Source organism: Pseudomonas sp. AC355 (assembly GCF_979258205.1).
This window is the reverse complement of sequence record NZ_OZ409843.1, coordinates 1,802,566-1,820,887: the sequence shown is the minus strand read 5'-3', so window position 1 is coordinate 1,820,887 and position 18,322 is coordinate 1,802,566. Positions and strand designations below refer to the sequence as shown.

At 62.7% G+C, this 18,322-nt stretch carries 14 protein-coding genes; 5 read left to right on the top strand and 9 right to left on the bottom strand.

What is annotated here, in order from left to right; genetic code table 11:
- Window positions 1-3: 3 nt before the first annotated feature.
- From ACZ0AI_RS08600 to glgA, 5 genes are read right to left on the bottom strand one after another with little or no spacing between them, the layout of a single operon-like run.
- Window positions 4-330: a DUF2934 domain-containing protein gene (locus ACZ0AI_RS08600; RefSeq protein WP_463565373.1), complete on the bottom strand. Its 327-nt coding sequence runs from the start codon at window positions 328-330 to the stop codon at window positions 4-6.
- Window positions 327-3,131: a malto-oligosyltrehalose synthase gene (locus tag ACZ0AI_RS08595; RefSeq protein WP_463565372.1), complete on the bottom strand. Its 2,805-nt coding sequence runs from the start codon at window positions 3,129-3,131 to the stop codon at window positions 327-329. The genes ACZ0AI_RS08600 and ACZ0AI_RS08595 overlap by 4 nt, the downstream gene beginning before the upstream one ends.
- Window positions 3,124-5,202, bottom strand: coding sequence for a 4-alpha-glucanotransferase (gene malQ / locus ACZ0AI_RS08590; RefSeq protein WP_463565371.1), 2,079 nt, complete (start codon window positions 5,200-5,202; stop codon window positions 3,124-3,126). Before malQ ends, ACZ0AI_RS08595 begins: the two co-directional genes overlap by 8 nt.
- The gene (gene treZ, locus ACZ0AI_RS08585; RefSeq protein ID WP_463565370.1) at window positions 5,199-6,941 is read right to left on the bottom strand and encodes a malto-oligosyltrehalose trehalohydrolase; all 1,743 of its coding nucleotides are present in this window, start codon (window positions 6,939-6,941) and stop codon (window positions 5,199-5,201) included. The genes malQ and treZ overlap by 4 nt, the downstream gene beginning before the upstream one ends.
- A complete protein-coding gene (glgA, locus tag ACZ0AI_RS08580; RefSeq protein WP_463566078.1) occupies window positions 6,941-8,428 on the bottom strand; it encodes a glycogen synthase GlgA in 1,488 nt (495 codons plus the stop codon). The genes treZ and glgA overlap by 1 nt, the downstream gene beginning before the upstream one ends.
- Window positions 8,429-9,236: 808 nt before the next feature.
- Between glgA and pcaQ the strand changes: the two genes are divergently transcribed.
- Window positions 9,237-10,166: a pca operon transcription factor PcaQ gene (gene pcaQ, locus ACZ0AI_RS08575; protein ID WP_463566077.1), complete on the top strand. Its 930-nt coding sequence runs from the start codon at window positions 9,237-9,239 to the stop codon at window positions 10,164-10,166.
- Window positions 10,167-10,255: 89 nt separating this feature from the next.
- On the opposite strand, the gene ACZ0AI_RS08570 is transcribed toward pcaQ, so the two are convergent.
- Entirely contained in the window at window positions 10,256-11,272 is a 1,017-nt protein-coding gene (locus tag ACZ0AI_RS08570; protein WP_463565369.1) for a zinc-dependent alcohol dehydrogenase family protein, read from the bottom strand.
- A gap of 337 nt (window positions 11,273-11,609) precedes the next feature.
- Here ACZ0AI_RS08570 and pcaH point away from each other — a divergent pair, with 337 nt between their 5' ends.
- Genes pcaH through ACZ0AI_RS08550 form a run of 4 tightly spaced genes read left to right on the top strand, consistent with a single transcriptional unit; the run spans window position 11,610 to window position 15,014 of the window.
- Window positions 11,610-12,329 (top strand): protocatechuate 3,4-dioxygenase subunit beta, encoded by a 720-nt coding sequence (pcaH, locus tag ACZ0AI_RS08565; protein ID WP_463565368.1) that lies wholly within the window; start codon window positions 11,610-11,612, stop codon window positions 12,327-12,329.
- 10 nt (window positions 12,330-12,339) lie between these two features.
- Entirely contained in the window at window positions 12,340-12,948 is a 609-nt protein-coding gene (pcaG, locus tag ACZ0AI_RS08560; protein ID WP_463565367.1) for a protocatechuate 3,4-dioxygenase subunit alpha, read from the top strand.
- The gene (gene zapE, locus ACZ0AI_RS08555) at window positions 12,938-14,068 is read left to right on the top strand and encodes a cell division protein ZapE (protein ID WP_463565366.1); all 1,131 of its coding nucleotides are present in this window, start codon (window positions 12,938-12,940) and stop codon (window positions 14,066-14,068) included. Before pcaG ends, zapE begins: the two co-directional genes overlap by 11 nt.
- A gap of 4 nt (window positions 14,069-14,072) precedes the next feature.
- Window positions 14,073-15,014, top strand: coding sequence for an AEC family transporter (locus ACZ0AI_RS08550; protein WP_225833337.1), 942 nt, complete (start codon window positions 14,073-14,075; stop codon window positions 15,012-15,014).
- A gap of 135 nt (window positions 15,015-15,149) precedes the next feature.
- Here the strand turns inward: ACZ0AI_RS08550 and ACZ0AI_RS08545 are convergent, their stop codons facing one another.
- The 3 genes from ACZ0AI_RS08545 to ACZ0AI_RS08535 form a co-directional block, all read right to left on the bottom strand.
- Window positions 15,150-15,770: an NAD(P)H-dependent oxidoreductase gene (locus ACZ0AI_RS08545; protein ID WP_463565365.1), complete on the bottom strand. Its 621-nt coding sequence runs from the start codon at window positions 15,768-15,770 to the stop codon at window positions 15,150-15,152.
- Entirely contained in the window at window positions 15,763-17,157 is a 1,395-nt protein-coding gene (locus tag ACZ0AI_RS08540; RefSeq protein ID WP_463565364.1) for a class II fumarate hydratase, read from the bottom strand. Before ACZ0AI_RS08540 ends, ACZ0AI_RS08545 begins: the two co-directional genes overlap by 8 nt.
- Window positions 17,158-17,227: 70 nt before the next feature.
- A complete protein-coding gene (locus tag ACZ0AI_RS08535) occupies window positions 17,228-18,232 on the bottom strand; it encodes a DUF2804 domain-containing protein (protein ID WP_463565363.1) in 1,005 nt (334 codons plus the stop codon).
- Between the last annotated feature and the right edge of the window lie 90 nt (window positions 18,233-18,322).

Sequence of the window (18,322 nt, the reverse complement as noted above, 5' to 3'; positions counted from 1 at the left end):
GTGTCAGGCCTTGGGTTTCTTGGGGGTGGGCTTTGCCGTGGTCGGCTTGGCTTTGGCCGGCGCCTTGGCCGGTTTCAGCACAGCCGGTTTCTCGGCTGCGGCCGGTGCGGTCTTGCTGGCCCGTGGCTTGATCGGCGCGGCAGGCTTGGGCTCGGTGGAGGCAGCTTTCGGCTTGCTCATGCCCTTGGTGGTGGCCTTGGCGGGCGTCTGCTCGGCGTCGGCGAGCTTGGTGGCCATTTCCCAATGGCGTTTGGCCTGGCCGCTGGGTTTTCCTTCGGACTCCCAGATCTGGTAGGCGAATTCACGGATGCGTTCTTCTTTTGCGCTCATGGGTGTGACTCCTGAGAATGGGTCGGGACGATCAGCAGATTGACGGGGACATCGCGCAGTACGTCGCGTACCGCGATATGGCCGTCGCTCGGTAACAGGTCGGCAGAGGAGAAGGCGCTGTGCAAAGCCTTGTCGGACAGAGCCGGAGGCAGGGCGATACGAGTGTCGCCCCATTGGTCATGGGCAATCAGCGGGGTCTGGCTATCGCCCAGTAGTGATGCGGCCAGGCGCGGCACGACCACCAAAGCGTGGGCGTCGCCATGACTGCGCAGGAAGGCGAGCACCTTGCTGGCATGGCGACCCGTTACGGTGAGCGGCTGATAGTCGCCTTTGGCGAACAGTCGCTGATGTTGTTTGCGGGCGGTCAGGGTCGCGGCGATCAGCGCCTGCTTGACCTGGCCGTCGTGCCAGTGCGGCAGCGTCTCGGCAAGCGACGCGTTGGCGTCCAGCGTCTGCTGGCGAGCGGCGAAATCCACTGGGCGGCGGTTGTCCGGATCGACCAGAGAGAAGTCCCAGAACTCGCAGCCCTGATACAGGTCGGGCACGCCTGGCACGCTCATGCGCAGCAGGCTCTGGGCCAGGCTGTTGAGGGCACCGGCGGGCGCGATCCGCACGGCGGCGGCGCGGATCTCTTCACGCAGCTGCCTGCCTTGCCCGCTGCCCAGTAGCTTCTGTAGATAGTCCCGGCAGGCACTTTCGTAGTCGCCGTTCGGGTTGCTCCAGGTGCTGCGCAGCTTGGCCTCGCGAACGGCCTTTTCCTGCCAGGCGGTGACCCGCTCGGCGAGGGCCTGCAGGCCCTGGGAGTCATCCGCCTGCAGATCCAGCGGCCAGCAGGCCAGGAGAATCTGCAAGAGCATCAGCTCATCGCCTGGCGACGGTGCGCTGCCGTCATCGAGCTCCTTGCGCAGCGGTGCCGCCAGCTCGCGCCAGTGTCCGCAGCGTTCGGCGAACCATTCTGCGCGCTCGCTGAGCACCGCTAGCCGGGCGCGGGTGTCTTCGCCGCGCTTGTGGTCATGGGTCGCGGTGGTCAGCAGGTTGGCTGGAAAGTGCCGTGCGCGTTCCAGGCAACCTGCATGGAAGGCTTCCAGCGGCGCGCTGAACTGTTGCGGGTCGAAACCCACATCATTGCGCGACAGCAGCACGGCGCTGCGGTAGCAAGCCGTGTCTTCCACCGCCTTGGCGGCGGCGGGGGAGGTGAGCTGCTGGAAGCGCTCGATCATCTTTGTCCAGAGCTTGCGCTGCGGGCTCGGTGGCAGCTCGGAAAGCACCTGACCGCCGAGCCAGTTGTCGAGGTGTTCGAGCAGCGGCCAGTCGGCTTCGGCCAGGGTGCTGCGCGCGCCTACCAGGGCCTGGTCGAATACCGCCTGATCGCTGGCACTGCGCCCTGCAGCGGAGACGTAGGTGCGATACACCGGGAAGTGCACGATCAGTTCCAGCAGGGCCCGGCGGATGGCGCCCAGGGTCAGGTCACGGGTAGCGATATCATCCCTGGCGATCAGCAGCAGACCTTGAGCCAGCGCCTCGAGATCGCCGGCCAGAGAGGTGGTCAGCACCAGTTGGCGGGCCTGCCGTACTTCTTCCATGAAGTCGACGCCACGGCTGCTGGTCTCACTCCACAGCTGTGCCAGCACGGCCTCGCCCTGAGGATCGTGCTGCAGCAGGGAAACCTGGTTCATGAATTCGTAGCCGGTAGTGCCATCGACACCCCAGTCGCGAGGCAGTTGTTCGCCCTCGCCAAGAATCTTCTCGACGTAGATCGGGAAGCGACTGCCACGCAGTTCGGCCGGGCGCTGCGGCAGCAGGCGCTCGACGCGACGGCGCAGCTTGCGGCAGTAAGCACGCGGGTTGGCCAGGCCATCGACGTGGTCGATACGCAGGCCGTCTACCAGACCCTTCTCGATCATCTCGAAGATCTTCGCGTGGGTCGCTTCGAATACTTCGTGGCGTTCGACCTTGAGGCCGCCCAGCTCGTTGATGTCGAAGAAGCGCCGCCAGTTGATGTCGTCCGCCGCGGTGCGCCAGCTGGCCAGGCGATAGTGCTGGCGCTCGAGCAGTTGGTGCAGCGGCTCGAAACCCTGTTCTTCGCTTGGCCGCAGGCTGGCGATGGCGCGATCGATTGCGCCATCTGACTTGCTGGCTAGGGCAACCAACTCGCGGAACAGGGTGCGCGCCTGGTGTTGGCCGTCCTGGCTGTCATCCAGCGCCGCGAAGCGCTTGCCCAGTGCCTGCAGTTCGGCATGCCCGCTGTGCTGCAGCACGTCGCCATAGGTCGGCGGGTTGAGCGGAAAGCGGTGATCGTAGTGCTTGGCGTAAAGCAGGCCCCGTTCGGCATCGAAGTGCAGCTCGATTTCGCCGGCAGCCAGGACTTCGCCATAGTCGCTGCGCAGGAAGGGCACCAGCAGTTGACCGCGCAGTAGCGGGTCATGGGACTGCCAGTGGATGTCGAAGAACTTGGCGTGGGGGCTGCTGATGCCCCATTCCAGAACGTCCAGCCACCAGGGGTTGGCGTCGCCGCCCACGGCCATATGGTTGGACACGATGTCGAGGATCAGGCCCATGCCCTTGGTGCGCAGGGCAGTCACCAGGCGTTGCAGGGCCGCTTCGCCGCCAAGCTCCGGGTTGATGCGGGTCGGGTCGACCACGTCATAGCCGTGCATCGAACCTGGCCGCGCAGTCAGCAGAGGCGAGGCATAGATGTGGCTGATGCCCAGGCGCGCGAAGTAATCGACCAGGGGCACTGCGTCTTCGAGGGTGAAGCCCTTGTGGAACTGCAGGCGAACGCTGGCGCGCAAATCAGTCATGGCGTGTGCCCTCGACCAGATTGCGTGCCCACTGCAGGCGCTGCAGGCGGTGACTGACCGCCGCATCGTCGAGCATGCCGTCGGCATCTTCCGACCAGCGTCGCCGCCAGTTCGGGTGTTCCTCGCCCGGGCCCGGCAGGTTGGGCTGCTCGGTGGCGGCCATGGCATCTTCAAGTGGCAGCAGCACCAGCGGCGCCGGTGTGCTGCCGATGAAGGCGATGCTGGCGTCCAGTTGCTGGGTGTCGTCCATGTGGTCTGCGGTAGCGTGTCCGTGCTCGTGCAAGGCCTGGTGCAGTGCCTGGGTTTCGTGAGCGCGCAAGTCGTGATCCTGTCTGGTGTAGTCGTCACTACGGTGGCCAGCGGCCTGGCGCCAATGGATGTCGCGGGAGGCAAGCCAGCCGCGGATACTCGGCAAATCGTGGGTAGTGGTGGTGGCCAGGGCATCCCGCGGCCAGTGCGCCGGCGCGTTGAAGCGACCATTGCTTTGCTCGAACAGCAGCACGCGCATGCCGAGGATGTTGCGCTGCGCCAGTTCTTCACGCAGGCCATCGGGCACGGTGCCCAGGTCTTCGCCGATGATCAGCGCCCCGTGGCGCTCGGCCTCGAGGCACAGCAGGCGCAGCAGATCCTTGGACGGATAATTGAGGTAGGCACCGGCACCGGAATCCGCCCCTTCGGGGATCACCCACAGGCGGCGCATGCTCATCACGTGGTCGATGCGCATGCCGCCGGCATGGGCCAGATTGGCACGCAGCATTTCGATGTAAGCGCGGAAGCCGTTGCGTTGCAGGCCGCTGGGTGAGAAAGCGGAAACGCCCCAGTTCTGCCCCGAGCGGTTGAGGATGTCCGGCGGCGCGCCGACGCTCACCGCCTGCAGCAGTTCGGCCTGGCGAGCCCAGGCCTGGCTGCCGGCTGCATCTGCACCCACTGCCAGGTCGGCGATCAGGCCGACCGCCATGCCAGCCTCACGGGCGCTGTCTTGGGCACGGTCGAGGCAACGGGCGATCAGCCATTGGGCGAAGGCGTGGAATTCGACTTCTTCCTGATGGCCCTCGCAGAACTGCTCGACGGCTTCGTTGGCAGGGTCACGGTACTGCTCGGGCCATACGCGCCAGTCCACCGGTAGCCCGTTGAGATCCATGAAACCGCGCAATGCTTCGAAGCGGCAGTGCTGACGCAGGGCGTCGCCGGCTTCGCGACGAAAGTCCTCGAAGTCGTCGCGCAGCGGGTGAGCGCTGGAGCGGAAGTCGGCATGCAACTGACGCAGGATACGCATACGGCTGCCGGCCACACCCGGCCAGTCGATCAGCTCGAGGCTTTCCAGGCGCGCCAGTTCCTCGCCGAGACCACAACCACGAATCGCCTGCTGCAGCGCGTCTTCGCCGAGAATGCTGCCCGGCGCCGCATGCAGCACGTTGAAGAACAAGCGGCTGGAGGGCGAGTAGGGGCTGTAGGTGTGTAGATTGGCGCTGAACATGGCATGCATTGGGCTGATCGCCACCGCATCGGCGCCACGCTTGGCTGCACTGCGAACCAGCGACTCGAGTGCCTGGGTGTCGCCCAGGCCACCATCGTTGGGGCGCCGCAGCGAGTACAACTGGGCACTCAGCCCCCAGATTTTGGCGTTTTCGCGCTTTGCCAACTGAGCCACGCTTGGGCAGGCCGGTGGAGCGACCGCCAGGGTCACTGCACCGCTGGCGATGCGCAACTGGTGATAGCCGGTGATGCCGATGACTGGCAGCCGGCAGCTGTCATCCAGACGGCCTTCCAGACGCTCGCCCTGTTCCAGCTCGATTTCGTAGGGAGTGCCAGGCGGAAAGTAGCGGGTCAGATCTAGTGTTTCCTGCTGATCCAGCGTCACCAGCGGCCCAAGCGCCAGGCTGTCCTGACGCTGTTGCAGTTCAGCAAGGCTGGCCTCGATCTGCTCGCTGTCCTGCACCGCATAACCCAGTGCTTCGAGCAGGCGTCGCTGGTTTTCCGGGGTAACCGATTGCTGGCGACCATCGGCATCGATCCAGTCGACGCTCAGGCCCGCGGCATGGCTCAGTTCTGCAAGGCGTGCATCGCTCATGCTGCGCCCTCCAGTAGAACCCGAATGCTGCGTGGCGGCAGGTGGTCGCTATCCTTGTCCGCGCGATAGGCGAACAGCGTACTGGCGCCCGCGTGGGAACCTGCGGCCACTTCGGCATCGCTCAGGTTCAGGTCGATGCGCAGAATTTGCCCATCACCCAACTGCCAGCTGGCAGCCACTGCGGCGTCGCCCAGTACCCGGCTCTCAAGGGCCTGGCTACCCGGCAGGCGCGGCACGATGTGCTCGCGGCGCAGGCTCAACAGTTCACGGTAGAAGGCCAGCCAGGCTTTGCCGGAAGCAGTTTCGCGGGTTTGCTGATCGGGGGTGGACGTCTCGAATGTACTGACTTCATTCGGGGCGGGAATTTCCTGACCGGAGAACCTGGAGAATTCGCGAAACTCGTTCTGCCGGCCTTTGCGTACCGCTTCGCCCAACTCGTCGTTGTGCGAGGTGAAGAACTGGAACGGCTGTTCGCTGCCCCATTCCTCGCCCATGAACAGCAGGGGAATCATCGGGCTGAGCAGCAGTAGAGCGGTGGCGCTCTTCAGCGCATCGCCATTGGCCAGGCTCGGCAAGCGTTCGCCAAGGGCACGGTTGCCGACCTGATCGTGATTCTGCAGAAACAGCACGAAGGCGCTGGGTGGCAGGTGCCCGCTGCTGCTACCGCGGGCAGTGCCGTGGCGGGTGGTTTCACCCTGGTAGATGAAGCCCTCGCGCAGGCAGCGTGCAAGCTTGTGAGTGGCGTCCTCGGCGAAGTCGGCGTAATAGCCTTCGTGCTCGCCGGTGAGCAGGTGGTGCAGCACGTTGTGGCCGTCGTCGTTCCACTGGGCGACGAAACCACGCTGCAGCAGCTCGGCGTCGTTGTTCTCGTTTTCCAGCACCAGGTGCAGATGGCGCCTGCTGGCTATCGAGCCGTGCAGACGCTCGGCCAGTTCGAGCAGGAAGTCGCGCTCGCCGATGGCATGCACGGCATCCAGGCGCAGGCCGTCGATGCGATAGTCCTGTACCCACATCAGGGCGTTTTCGATGAAGTAGTCGCGCACTTCGTGGCGGCGGAAGTCGATGGCAGGGCCCCAGGGCGTGTGGACGTCCTCACGGAAGAAGCCGCTGGCGTACTGCCCGAGGTAATTGCCGTCGGGGCCGAAGTGGTTGTAGACCACATCGACGAAGACCATCAAGCCCAACTGGTGAGCATGGTCGATCAGTGCGCGCAGTTCGTTGGGAGTGCCGTAGGAAGAGTCCGGAGCGAAGGGCAGAACCCCGTCGTAACCCCAGTTGCGGCCACCGGGAAATTCGCCCAACGGCATCAATTCGATGGCGGTGATGCCCAGATCGCTCAGCGCCTGCAGCCTTTCTTGCACGCCTTTATATCCGCCGAGGGTGCCGACGTGCAGTTCGTAGAGCACCGTCTCCTGCCAGGGGCGACCCTGCCAGTTGGCCGTACGCCAATTGTATTGGTCTGGTGCGTCCACTCGGCTCGGGCCATGCACATCATTAGCCTGCCAGCGCGACGCGGGGTCGGGTACCAGCAGATATTCGTCGATCAGGTAGCGGTAATCGCTACCGGCACCTACCGGTAGCGTTGCCGTGAACCAGCCGTCTTCGCTGGCGGTCATTGCGTGTCGCTGATGGTCTTGCAGTTCTACTGCCACGCTCTTTGCGTCTGGTGCCCAGAGGGCGAAATGGGTGTGACCATGTTCGTCCAGCCAGGCGCCATGTCGTCGGAATTTCTCAACCATCACGCCAATTTCCCACCCGACATCTTCGCGGCCAGCAGCTTGCGGTACAGCGCCGCATAGGGTTCCACCGACTGTGTCCAGTACAGCGGTGATGCCATTGCGCGGGCGCGCATGGCGTTGAGCAGTTCCGGGTTGCGGTGCACGGCCATGGCCCGGCGTACCGCTTCCAGATAACTTTCGCTGCTGGTTTCGTTGAACAGGAAGCCACTGACGCCATCTTCGATGGTGTCGGCCAGGCCGCCGGTAGCGCGGGCAATCGGCAGCGAGCCGAAGCGCTGGGCATACATCTGGCTGAGGCCGCACGGCTCGAAGCGCGACGGCATGAGCAGGAAGTCGCTACCCGCAAACATGCAGCGCGCGTCCGTTTCGTTGAAGCCAACATTGGCGCCAACTCGGCCTGGGTGACGGCGGGCGAGTTCCCGCACTGCGTTTTCCAGGTGTTCTTCGCCTTGGCCGATGATGGCGATGCGGCCACCTTCGGCAACGATGGTGTCAGCGATTTCCAGGGTCAGGTCGATGCCTTTCTGCTGCACCAGGCGCGACACCACGGCGAACAGCGGGCCATCGCTCTGCTCCAGGCCGAACATCTTCTCGACGTGGCGGGTGTTGACCCGTTTGCTCTCCCAGTCGTGGGCCTCGAAGCCCTGTACCAGATGCGGGTCGTTCAACGAGTCCCAGCTCTCGTCGATGCCATTGGGGATGCCGCTCAACTGGTTGAGCTGCACCTTGAACTGCAGCATGCCTTCCAGGCCACAGCCGAATTCCTGGGTAGTGATCTCGCGGGCGTAGTTTTCGCTCACCGTGGTCACGTGATCCGAGTAGACCAGGCCTGCCTTGAGGAACGACAGCTTGCCGTAGAACTCCATACCCTGATGGCCGCAAGCCGAGGAGGGCAAGCCCAGTTCCGGGCTGCACTCCAGGCTGCACAGGCCCTGATAGGCAAGGTTGTGAATGGTGAATACGGTGGGTGTGTTCTGGCCGCGCCAGGTCATGTAGGCCGGCGTCAGCGCAGCGGGCCAGTCGTTGGCGTGAACCACCTCGGGGCACCAACTGAGGCACGCGGTGCCGGCAGCGATTTCAGCGGCAGCCAGGCCCAGACGGGCAAAGCGGATGTGATTGTCCTGCCAGTCACGGCCGTGGCTGTCGGCGTAGGGCGTACCGTCACGGTCATAGAGTTCGGGGCAGATCAGTACATAGACGATCAGGCCGTCGGGTAGGGTCATGCAGCCGACGCGGGCCGGGGGCAGGGCGGCATGGCCGGGAACGCTGCCTACGTCTCGAATGGCGTGACCACTTTCCAGCACCTGACGGTAGCCGGGGATCAATACCCGGACGTCGTGATTGGTGCTCATGGCGCGTGGCAGCGAGGCTGACACGTCACCCAGGCCGCCCACCTTGATCAGGTCGGCGAGCTCGGAACTTACAAAGAGGACTTTCTTCTTGACTGCATGCAAATTGGTGATTTTGCTCTGCGGCTTGAGTGGCATCTCTATCGATAAAGCCTGATCAAACCGTGTTGCCACGACAGCGTTTCCCATAACCACCTCCGATCGATTCTGTCCTTGACCCGTAACTGTTTCTTTCGCTTGCACACTAACGGGAATATGCCGCATGTCGTTCCAGTTGAATCCCGTGTCGGGGCCGGAGGAAAAGCTGCTTTCTAATTATTAATTCCCACGTAGTTCATGACCTAGGTAGGAAAGAAGAAGTTTCGACTATTTTCAATGTCGAGCCGGGCAGCAGGGAACTAATGAAAAGCAGCAGGTTTTCGCTGCGATTACGGCGTAAGTGATTGGTTTTCGACTGTGATAGACACGTCTGGTTGGAGCTTTCAGCTGCCCGTAAGTCGCTCAGGGAGGCGCTTTTCAGGTTTTTGGCCGTATCAGGGCGACAGGCGGTCATGTTGAATTCTATCGTCCCGAGTTTTCGATGGCCTGTATCGGTCTTGTTGAGAGTTGGGCAACTAAGATGAGGGAGGAAGTGATGAGATGCTGGCACTTTAGTTTGATCGTTTGAACAACTATCGACGTTAAAACGCATATGGATCTTTAAGTGTTCAATATTCCCTGTCGTAATTAAGAGTGGACTGTTTGCAGTCGAATGCTGTCTGTCGCAGAAGGGCTGAAGTTTTGCCATTTTTCTTGGCTTTCAGCCTGCATTTTCTGGTCACTGCGACGTAGTACATACGCCTGCTGCCGCACGCTGTTGAAAATCGTGAACGCCTGCCCGTTCGAGAGGCGTCCGTACGAGGCATTCTGGTACTGTGGCGCAGCCCTCAACAGCACCGCCATGGCCATGAACCTCGATAACCGCATCAAATTCCGCCACCTGACCTGCTTTCTCGAAATCGCCCGCCAGCGCAGTTTCGCCAAAGCTGCCGATAGCCTGGCGATCAGCCAGCCAGCAGTGTCCAAGACGCTCAAGGAACTGGAGGAGATTCTCACTGCGGTGCTGTTCGAACGCGGCAAGGGCGGCGTCAGCCTGACGGCTGCCGGTCTGGCGTTCATGCGCTATGCCGGGCCTTGCGTGCAGGCGCTGCGCGATGGCGTGGCGAGCCTGCGCGGAGGTGAGCACGACGCTGGCCATGTGCGCGTTGGCGTGTTGTCGACCGTCGAGAGCCTGCTGATCCCGGAGGTGGTGCGGCGCCTCCATGAGCGTCACGCCGCGCTGGTGATCAGTGTCGCCACTGGGCCGAGCGCCTATCTGCTGTCACAGCTACGCGTCGGCGAGCTCGACCTGGTGGTCGGGCGCATGACCGACAGCCCGGAGATCCAGGGCCTGACCTTCGAGCATCTATATAGCGAGTCGATGAGTCTGGTGGTGCGTCCGGGGCACCCTCTGCTGGCCCTGGGCGACGAAGGCCTGGCGCAGTTGGGTGATTATCCACTGGTGCTGCCGTTGGCCGGCACCACCATCCGCCGCTATGCCGACAGCCTGTTCGTGCAATGCGGGGTGCCGCAGCCTCGACAACGTCTGGAAACCCTCTCGCCGGCTCTCAGTCGGCGTTACGTGCAATGCAGCGACGCGGTCTGGGTCGCGCCGCTGGACGCCGTGCGCCTGGATCTGCAAAGCGGCGAACTGGCGGAGCTTTCTCTGGGCATTCGCGAGCCCGGTGGTTCGGTTGGTATCTGCAGCAATGCGGCACTGCCACTGCCACTGGCTGCGCAGTGGTGCTGCGATACATTACGTGAACTGGCAGCGGAGTACCGAGACCGCCTTCTCTGAGGCGGATCTGTTTGCGCGTACGGCAGCACTGCCAAGCACTGCGTATGCTCGACAGACGCTCGGCATGGCCAAACCGTTGCAGGGGTGAGTCATTCGAACGCAATCACTACCTTTCCTACATGCTTCGCGGCAGCGAAATACGCATAAGCATCGGGGGCGTCTTCAAACCGGAAGGTCTTGTTCACCAAGGTTTCGATCCTGTTTGCTTCGACAGCCCGGATCAGGTCGACGAACATTTTGCGGTTGCCGTTGGCGATACCTCTGATCGTCACGTTCTTGATGATCAGAGACAGGTAGTCAGGGATTGGTGAGTTCTGCCCAGGCGTTACGCCTATCACCGCAATACGGCCGTTGGCGGCTGCTGCTGCTATGGATTGGCCCAGGGTATCCTGGCCGCCAGTTTCGATGATGATATCGGCTCCCGTGTCATTGTTCTGGGCCATGAGCTGTGGAGCCCAGTCAGGATTCTTACGGTAATTTACGGTAATGTCGGCACCGAGCTGGCGAACGATGCCCAGCTTTTCGTCGCTGGAAGACGTGATCGCTACTCGCGCACCGTGAAGTTTGGCGATCTGTAGCGCTGCCAGTGCGACACCGCCCGTACCCAGGCAGAGCACGAGCTCGCCTGGTTTCACCTTGCACACCTCCACGAGCGCATTCCATGCCGTCAGGCCGGCTGAGGCCAGAGTCGCTACGTCCTTGTCTGCCAGGCTGTCCGGTACTCGGATGAGCGACGTGGCAGGCAGCACAATCCGTTCGGCCAGCCACCCGTCGTGAGTGACGCCAATGTCGTGGCTGAACACGGTAGGGCGGAACTCGCCCTCCAGCCAGTCTGGAAAATGCCCGCAAACAACACGGTCGCCAGGCTTGACGTTGGTCACGCCCTCGCCAATCGCGATCACGTCACCGACACCTTCCGAGGTGGGAATCCGCTTCGGGGTCTGCTTGGGGCCATAGATCCCGCGCAGGATCTGCACGTCTCGGCTGATGAGACTTACCATGCGCGGAGCCACGATCACCTCACCCAGTGCCGCAATGGGCTCAGGGCGAGTGGTAAGGGTTAGTGCGTCCAGGCCGTTCTGGGTTCCTATCTGAAAAGCTCTCATCGAATGATCCTCGTGATTTGTACGAATGGGTGCAGCCTATCGCACCAGACGCCGCATGCGGGTCATTGTCCTGGTAGCAATATCTTGGTCTCGTTCGATTGGCTGGTTAAGGTGTATCCACGCGAGCCTCCTGCTACCACCAATGCATCGCCATGGGGCTCCAGGGTTGCCAATATCGCCAGTCTTACCCATAACCTATTGGTTATGGATGGGCGCGCTGTTTTCAATAGGCGCCATGCTCTATCCGCGCGACCATACTTCGCAGAGCCCGTACCGTCGGCCAAGTCTGAGCACGGTCAACGGGTCGACTCCATAATTTCAATAACCGGAGCCTGTCATGCCTGTTGAGGACAATAGCCGTTTCATCATTCGTGATCGTAACTGGCACCCCAAAGCCTTCACCCCCGATTACAAGACCTCCATACCGCGTTCGCCGCGTCAGGCGCTGGTGAGTATTCCGCAATCCATTTCGGAAACCACCGGGCCGGACTTCACCCATCTGAAAATGGGCAAGTACGACAACGATCTGCTGCTCAACTTCAACAATGGCGGTCTGCCGGTAGGCGAGCGCATCCTGGTCTGCGGGCGGGTGATGGATCAGTACGGCAAGCCGATTCCGCATACCTTCGTGGAAATGTGGCAGGCCAATGCCGGTGGCCGTTACCGCCACAAGAACGACCGCTATCTGGCGCCGCTGGATCCGAACTTCGGCGGTGTAGGCCGCGCCCTGACCGACAGTGAAGGCAATTACAGCTTTCGCACCGTCAAGCCGGGCCCGTACCCATGGCGCAACGGCCCCAATGACTGGCGCCCTGCGCACATTCACTTCTCGATCAGTGGCCCGTCGATTTCGACCAAATTGATCACCCAGCTGTATTTCGAAGGGGATCCGCTGATCCTGCTGTGCCCGATCGTCAAGGCCATCGCCAACCCGGACGCGGTACAGACGCTGATCGCCAAGCTCGACATGAGCATGGCCAACCCCATGGATTGCCTGGCCTACCGCTTCGACATCGTGCTGCGCGGCCAGCGCAAGACCCACTTCGAGAACTGCTGAGGAGCCTGTCATGCCTGTCGAACTCTTGCGCGAAACCGCTTCGCAAACAGCCGGCCCTTACGTTCATATCGGCCTGGCGCTGGCCGCCGCCGGCAACCCGACCCGCGAGCAGGAAATCTGGAACCAGATGGCTCAGCCTGGTGCGTCGGGCGAGCACATCACCCTGATCGGCCACGTCTACGATGGCAACGGCCATCTGGTGCGTGACGCCTTTCTGGAACTCTGGCAAGCCGACCATCAGGGCCATTACGACACCGAGTACGATCTGGACAAACCCTTCAACGGTTTCGGTCGCACTGCGACCACCTTCGATGCCGGCAGCGAATGGACGGTGCAGACCATCAAGCCCGGCGTGGTCAACGCCGCCGCCGGGGTGCCGATGGCGCCGCATGTCAACGTCTCGCTGTTCGCCCGGGGCATCAACATCCACCTGCACACGCGCATCTACTTCGACGATGAAGCCGAGGCCAACGGCAAGGATCCGGTGCTCAATCTGATCGAGCAGCCATCGCGCCGTGAAACCCTGGTCGCCAAACGCTGCGAGGTTGACGGCAAGCCGGCCTACCGATTTGATATCCGCATTCAGGGGGACGGCGAAACGGTGTTTTTTGATTTCTGACAGAGGGCTGGATACGTCCGTCGAGCAGATCGACGAGCGTATCCATCAGGGGTTCACGGCGGCACTCGAAGCCCGCAGCTTTCGTGCCGATACCGAGCAGCAGCGAGCAATCGATACCCTGGCGCAGTGGCTGCAAGGCTGGTGCGCGGGGCGTCGTGGCTGGCTGCGCAAACCCGCCGCCGGGGTTTACCTGTGGGGCGGCGTAGGCCGCGGCAAGAGCTTCGTCATGGATGCCTTCTTCGCCGCCGTACCCTTCGCCGCCAAGCGCCGTGTGCATTTCCATGCGTTCCTGCAGGAATTGCAGGAGCGCATGAAGGCATTCGCCGGCCACCCCGATCCTCTGGTGCTGGCGATCCGCGCGCTGGCGCAGGACATCCGCCTGCTGTGCTTCGACGAATTCCACGTGCATGACATCGGCGATGCCATGCTCCTGCGGCGCCTGCTCGATGTGCTGGTCGAGGAGGGCGTCGGCCTGGTCATGACCTCCAACTATGCGCCCGCGGGCCTGTGCCCCAATCCGTTGTACCGCCAGCGCTTCACGCCGGCGATCAACATGATCGAAAAGCGCTTCACCGTGCTGGCGCTGGACGCCGGTATCGATTACCGCGAACTGCCCGGTGGCGGGCAGCGCTGGGGTGAATACCTCTGGCCACAATCGGCGGGCGGCCTGGCGTACCTGGAAAAGTGGCTGGCGCTGGATGACGAGGCGCAGCGCGACCAGTCGCTGACCGTCAACCATTATCCACTGCAGGTAAGGGCACTGGCTCCCAGCCGCGCCTGGCTGGAGTTCTCCGAGCTGTGCGGCAACGCCCATTCCACTGCGGACTTCCTCTGGCTGCTGCAACGCTACCCGCGTATTGCGCTGACGGGGGTGCCGACCCTGGATTCGCAACCCACCGATGCCTGTCAGCGGTTCATCAACCTGATCGATATCGCGTACGATGCCGGCGCGACTCTGCTGCTGTGCAGCGAGTCCAGCCTGGAGCGGCTGTGTCGCGGCTCGGCTCATCAGGACTTCGGGCGTACCCGAAGCCGGCTGAGCCAGCTGCAAGCGCGTGAGCTCTGCGTGATTGAGCGCGCCGGCCACGATGTTGGCAGTGTTAGCGATAAGGAATTCTGAAACCGTGCTGCAAATCTTCCAGATAACCGCGCCGATCTTTCTGCTGATCGGGCTTGGCTATGCCGCCGCCATGAGCGCTGTGCTCAGCCGCGAACAGGTTCGCGGCATCGGTGCGTTCGTGATCACCTTTGCCATGCCGGCGCTGCTGATCAAGACCCTGGGCACTTCGCCAATTCAACAGACCATGATTCCCGGCTATCTGCTGGCTTACACCGTCGGTTCCTGCGTGGCCTTCGCCGCAGCGTTCTGCGTGTCGCGTTGGGTGCGCCGCGATGATCTGTCTGGCTCGGCGATCAATGCCATGGGCATGTCGGTATCCAACAGCGGCTTCATCGGCTATCCGCTGGTGGCTGCGGCCATCGGTTCACCTGCGGTATTGGGCATGGCCATGGGCATGCTGGTCGAGAACCTGCTGCTGATTCCGCTGGCGCTGGTGCTGGCCGAGGCGGGCAAGCAGCAGGGCGGTGGCTGGCTGACCGTACTGCGCATGACCTTCGGGCGACTGCTGAGAAACCCGGTGATCATCGGGATCGTCATCGGGCTGTGCGTGTCGCTGCTGGGTATCGAGATTCCGCCATTGCTGCTCAAACCCATCGACATGCTGGCTGGGGTTTCGGCGCCGCTGGCACTGTTCGTGATTGGTGCCGGGCTGTTCGGCATGAAGGCACGCGGCGTGTGGATCGACGCCGCGTGGATATCCACCGGCAAGCTGATTTTCCATCCACTGGCGGTGCTTTGCGCGTTCATGCTGGTGCCCGGCGTGGATCCGGTCATGAAGGCAGTCGGGGTGTTGTTCGCCTGCTCACCGATGATGAGCATCTTCCCGATCCTCGGTCAGCGCTTCGGCCTGGAGGATCGCTGCAGTGCGACTCTATTGGTTGCCACCGTGCTGTCGTTCGTCACCATCAGCGTGGCGCTGATGTTCATCCACGTCACGCCAGCCTGAGCGCTTGCCCGTCATGGCGGTGATGCGACAAGGTGGTAGGCCGGGCGGCGATCCGCTGAAGCCCACCCTACATGGCTCAATCCTAGGGCGGTAGGGTGTGCTTCAGCCCACCAACTCGAGTGTCCGTTTCCGGCTCTATACCTGGCTACCGAGCTGTTCGGCGCGGCGCAGCCAGTTCTGGCGCTGGGTTTCCGAAGAGGGGCGCACGGGTGAGAACTCCGCCAGGCGGCGGGTCTTGATGCCGCAGAAACCGAGAATGGTGCGCTTCATCTGACGGTGAGCCGGGGCGCCGTAGATCCAGCGGAAGTACCAGCTTGGCGTGTCCTGGGTCACCAGCAGGTCGGCGGTGCGGCCGCTGAGCAGTTTGTCCCACAGCTGCGAGTCACTGCGGTACTTGAAGGCAAAACCGGGCAGCAGCACGCGATCGAAAAAGCCCTTGAGCAGCGCTGGCAAGCCGCCCCACCAGACCGGGTAAACGAATACCAGATGCTGGGCCCAATGAATCTGTCGCTGGGCTTCGAGCAGATCCGGCTCCAGGGTCTGGCTCTGCGTATAGCCTTCGTGCAGCACCGGATCGAAGCTGATCGCCCCCAGATGAATCTGCCGCACCACGTGGCCTTCGGTACGCGCGCCAAGGGCGTAGGCCTCGGCCAGCGAATGGCACAGGCTGTCGCTTTTCGGCGTGCCGATGATCATCAGGATGCGCTTGCCATCACCCTCGAGTGGGGTGGCGCCGCTCTTGGCGGTTTCAGTCATGTTGCCCTGCCTCCAGCATGGTTTCCGGGCGAACCCAGGCGTCGAACTGTTCCGCGGTCAGATGACCCAGCGCCAACGCTGCTTCACGCAGGGTGGTGCCGTCCTGATAAGCCTTCTTGGCGATCTCGGCGGCCTTGTCGTAACCGATATGCGGATTCAGGGCAGTGACCAGCATCAGGCCACGTTCCAGGTGCTCCGCCATGCGCTGCTCATCAGGTTGCATCCCGACGATACAGTGTTCACGGAAGTTGCGACAGCCGTCGGCCAGCAGGCGAATCGACTGCAATACGTTATGGATGATCACCGGTTTGTAGACGTTGAGTTGCAGGTGACCCTGGCTGGCCGCGAAGCCGATGGTCACGTCGTTGCCCATCACCTGGCAGGCGAGCATGGACAGCGCTTCGCACTGGGTCGGGTTGACCTTGCCGGGCATGATCGAGCTGCCGGGCTCGTTGGCCGGCAGGCGCACTTCGGCAAAGCCGCCGCGGGGCCCGGAGCCGAGCAGGCGCAGGTCATTGGCGATCTTCATCAGCGTGGTGGCCAGGGTTTTTAGGGCGCCGGAAAGGGCTGCCAGCGGCTCGTGGCCGGCGAGGGCGGCAAACTTGTTCGGTGCGCTGCGCAACGGCAGGCCGCTCAATGCGGCCAGTTCGGCGGCGATCGCTTCGCCGAAACCGGATGGCGAGTTCAGCCCGGTGCCAACTGCCGTACCACCCTGGGCCAGCTCACAGACCGCTGGCAGCGCAGCGCGGATCGCCTGTTCCGAGTATTCCAGCTGGGCGACGAAAGCCGACAGCTCCTGGCCGAAGGTGATGGGCGTGGCGTCCATCATGTGCGTACGGCCGGTCTTCACCAGGCGGCTGTGGCGCGCGGCCTGATCAGCCAGCGCTTCGGACAGCTCGCCGATGGCGGGTAACAGGTCGCGTTGCACCGCGCCGACCGCGGCGATGTGCATGGCGGTCGGGAAGCAGTCATTGGAGCTCTGGGCGCGATTGACATGATCGTTGGGGTGCACGGGGCTCTTGCCGCCACGCGGGTTGCCGGCCAGCTCGTTGGCACGTCCGGCGATCACTTCATTGACGTTCATGTTGCTCTGGGTGCCGCTGCCGGTCTGCCAGACCACCAGCGGAAATTGCTCGTCGTGCTGGCCGGCAATCACCTCGTCGGCAGCCTGCTCGATCAGCCGAGCGATCTCCGGCGGCAGGTCGCCGATACGGTCGTTGATGCGCGCAGCGGCTTTCTTGATCAAAGCGAGCGAACGCACCACAGCGATGGGCATGCGTTCCTCGCCAATCGCGAAGTTGACTCGCGATCGTTGGGTCTGGGCGCCCCAGTAGGCTTCTTCGGGGACGTCGATGGGGCCGATGCTGTCGGTTTCGGTGCGACTCATGAGGGGGCTCTCCGTTGCTGTTCAGGCAGTTTAGGCTGCGACAACGGCTACACGTTCCACTTCCAGTCGTTTACCAGCGTGTTTGTGTCGCGCCTATCCAGCCCTGCGCAGCCTTTACGGGCACGCGCTCGCCCTGGGCGTCGCGGAGCATGCCGTCGTAGTGGCCGAACCACTGCTGGGTATCGGCGTACAGCAGGCCTAACCGTGGCTTGGCGATATGAACCTGCCGCGGCGTGAAGGTGAGGTCGACCTGGTCATCGTCGGTGCATAGGTGCCAGGGTGCCAGCGGGTTTGTCTGAACCTGGCGCATCTGTACGGCTTGATCGAGGTGCAGCAAGAGTCCACCAAACCACAGGGCGTTCTCCGACAGGCCACTGTGATCCGTCCAGCCCGCGCCGAAATTGCCGCCGATGCCGCCTGGTGCGGCAAATGCGGCGCGCGTCCAATGGCTGTTGAGTGGCCAGACACCGCGGCCGAAATCCATCGACGCGAAGCTCTGGCCGCTGGCGCAGTGATATTCACGATCACCTAAGTGAATACTGCCGCTGGCCGGCAGGCCGACTTGTCGGCAAGTAGCATGAAAGCTTTTCTTGCCGAGCGGTATGACCAAATTCACCGATTCCAAATGGGCGGGGCGCTGTATATCCAGTGCCAGATGCAGGGGCATGCCGCCGATATTCGTCGAGGTGGCGGTCAGGCGAACGCGGCCAGGGTATTCGTTGAAATGAATCTGCAGGCGGGGGTGGTTGAAGGCATGGCTGCCCTGTGGCGTATCCGGCAGGCTGCAACCGCGGCCGAACAGGCTCAGTTGGCTGTGGGCCACATTGTGGCCGCTGTTCAGGTCGAGAAAATAGACAGCGCCGTAGCCGACGTAATCGAGATCGGCCTGAATCAGCGACAGCGTCCAGTCAGGTGTATTGATGCTCCAGTGGTTCCAGCGCTTGCGGCGCCCCAGGTTGCCCGGCAGGGAGCAGTCGACCCGAGGTTGCGACGACCAGCCGGCTGCATCCGGGTTGAAGCGACCTTGCGGGTCACACAACGGAATTGGCGGTGGTAGAACGAAAGGGCTATTCATCAGGCACGTCCATGTGTGCACTAGTCAGTCGCCGAGCATGCAGGCGTTGCTCGTTGGCAAGCAAGTACTGGCATTTCTGGACCTTGCTGG